A 2665-nucleotide genomic window follows, 5' to 3' on the forward strand; every position below is an offset into this window, starting at 1 on the left:
CCGCAGACGGCGCACATCCGCGGCGGACAACACGTGCTTCTGCAACGCATGGGCCAGGGACAGATCCAGTTCACGCCTCGTCCGATAACTCTGTTCGGTCCAGTTCGGCGAGTCATGCACGGTGATACCCAAATCCGCGTGCGCGCGAGATCCGTGCTCTTCATGATCAAAAGTCAGCTTCTGTTGGTCGAGACCCGGACTGGCGGCTCCGGCCGCCTCGCGTAATGCGTTCTCCAGCCTCAAGAAATCGGGATCATTTTTGTACGCCGGGCGGTTTGCCCTCCGGTAGATATGCAGCCGGACATCCGGCATCTCCCGCTTCTGTTCGACCGCCTCCTTGACCTTCGCCGCGAACTTTTTCTTCAGCTCCTCCAGCTCGTTCTTGCTGTCTTCGGACAACGGCAGCACGGCAAGCCAAGTCTCCTTCACCGCGGCTGGACGCGCCCGTCCCCGCCGCAACTTGCCATCAGCTTTCGGCGAGGCCGGATCTCCGGCTCGGGCCTTCGGGGACACGACCGGCTCATCAAGCGCCCCGTCCACACCAACGTCGCCGGCCCCTTCCCACAACGACCCCTCATCCGCCTGCAGAGTCTCGAACCAGTTCTTAACCCAGTCCTCGGGCTCCAAGAAATCCCACGCACCATCAGGAGAAAACTCACCCGCCTCCGGCAAGGCCAGTGCACCGCCCGACACAACGGGCGTGTGGGCAAGGCCCTCCGCCTCCCGGGCCGCACGCGAAGCCATCCGCGTCGACCGCGCCTGCTCCTCCCACTCTTCCCGCCGGACCGACGACACCTCACCCTTCTCGACCACGTCCACCAGAACAGCGGACACCCCTCCCGGACGCGCGCGGTACAAGGTGGTGGGGACGAAATCCTCCAGGATCCTACGGGCCTGTCGCGTGCCTTCAGGCCCCGGCAACTGCTCTCTGAAAGCGGCGAGGACGAGGTCCCGCACCTCTTTCACCAGAAGGTGGGCACCGCTTTGGCGGGGCTGCGCCACCGCGATGGAGAGAACCTTGTTCCCACCCTGTCCCGTCTTATACCGAACGATAAATCCCGTTGACAGCCAGGTGATCCGCTCCCGGGCAGCCTCCGGCAGAACGGCAAGTCTCGGAATGAAGAACTCCGTCAAGGACGTCTCCCCGAGATAGTCGCTCTTCCCCCGCTGCGGCGTTTTGTGCACGGCGATCCCCACCGAGCGGGGCCCTTTCCTCTTGGCTCTGTGCGCCACGTAAGTGAAGCGAAACTTACTGAGATCGATGGATTGTTCCAGCGCCGCCCGCTTCACCAGCTCTTCGAGCGCCTCATGCTCACGGAGACGGACTTCGGAATTGATGCCAATTACCATTCTCGTGACGTGCAACCGGATATCGCCGAGTTGCCGATCATGGCGGGCGCGATCAGCGATATCGGACAGAATTTTCTTCATGAATTCGTTCAGGCTTTTGCGGTCGTCTTCGACGATCGAGAACGGCTTCCCGGCCTCCAGATTAGCTTTCCAGCTATCGGCTTCGACATCGGTGCGTTTAACGACTCGACCGCTCAGTTCCTTCGGCAGCGAAGGCAGCTTCCCGTATTCAGCCTGCTTCGCCACCGCCACGGCGTGGTCCGGCACTGGATCCGGTTCCAGGTCGAGCCTGACGAGAGTAAGGAAAAGACCCACCTGATCACGGTCGACCGTCCGGGTGACACCCATCACGACATGCCGGGCGATGAACTCCTCGACCTGCGCGGCCGAGTACTGGGGCCGCGCTGCCTGCACCGCCGCGCGTATCTCCGCCGTCACCCGCGACCTCTGCAGTTCGGCCGATCCGCCACGGGCCACCAGGTGCGCCTCGAGACGCAACTCTCCGTCGGGATCGACGTTGTTGTCCAGCGCCTGCACAAGACCCTCCACCAGCAACCGCAGACGGCGCACATCCGCGGCGGACAACACGTGCTTCTGCAACGCATGGGCCAGGGACAGATCCAGTTCAGGCGACGTCCGATAACTCTGTTCGGTCCGGTCCGGCGAGTCATGCACGGTGATACCCAAATCCGCGTGCGCGCGAGATCCGTGCTCTTCACGATCAAAAGTCAGCTTCTGTTGATCGAGACCCGGACTGGCGGCTCCGGCCGCCTCGCGTAATGCGTTCTCCAGCCTCAAGAAATCGGCATCATTTTTGGACGCCAAGCGCTTTGCCCTCCGGTAGATATGCAGCCGGACATCCGGCATCTCCCGCTTCTGTTCGACCGCCTCCTTGACCTTCGCCGCGAACTCTTTCTTCAGCTCCTCCAGCTCGTTCTTGCTGTCTTCGGACAACGGCAGCACGGCAAGCCAAGTCGCCTTCACCGCGGCTGGATGCGCTCTTCCCCGCCGCAACTTGCCAACAGCTTCCGGCAAGGCCGGATCTCCGGCTCGGGCCTTCGGGGCCACGACCGGCTCATCAAGCGCCCCGTCCACACCAACGTCGCCGGCCCCTTCCCACAACGACCCCTCATCCGCCAGCAGAGTCTCGAACCAGTTCCGCAACGACCCCTCATCGGGCTCGAAGACATCCCACGCACCACTACGAGAAGACTCACCGGCCTTCGGTGGGGCATCGTCGTCGTTGCGTGCGCTACCGGGCAAAACGGTTGTGTTCCGCGGGGAGGTCCGCAGGGTGCCGAGCTTGGTGGCGAGT

General features: G+C 63.0%; 1 protein-coding gene. It reads right to left on the reverse strand.

All coding sequences use genetic code 11. The features are described 5' to 3' along the window. The coding region (locus tag H074_RS00020) for a hypothetical protein (RefSeq protein WP_152521318.1) at positions 1-2514 on the reverse strand (2514 nt) is incomplete at its 3' end. Positions 2515-2665: the final 151 nt, after the last annotated feature.

The sequence above is a fragment of the Amycolatopsis decaplanina DSM 44594 genome, from assembly GCF_000342005.1.
GTDB lineage: Bacteria > Actinomycetota > Actinomycetes > Mycobacteriales > Pseudonocardiaceae > Amycolatopsis > Amycolatopsis decaplanina.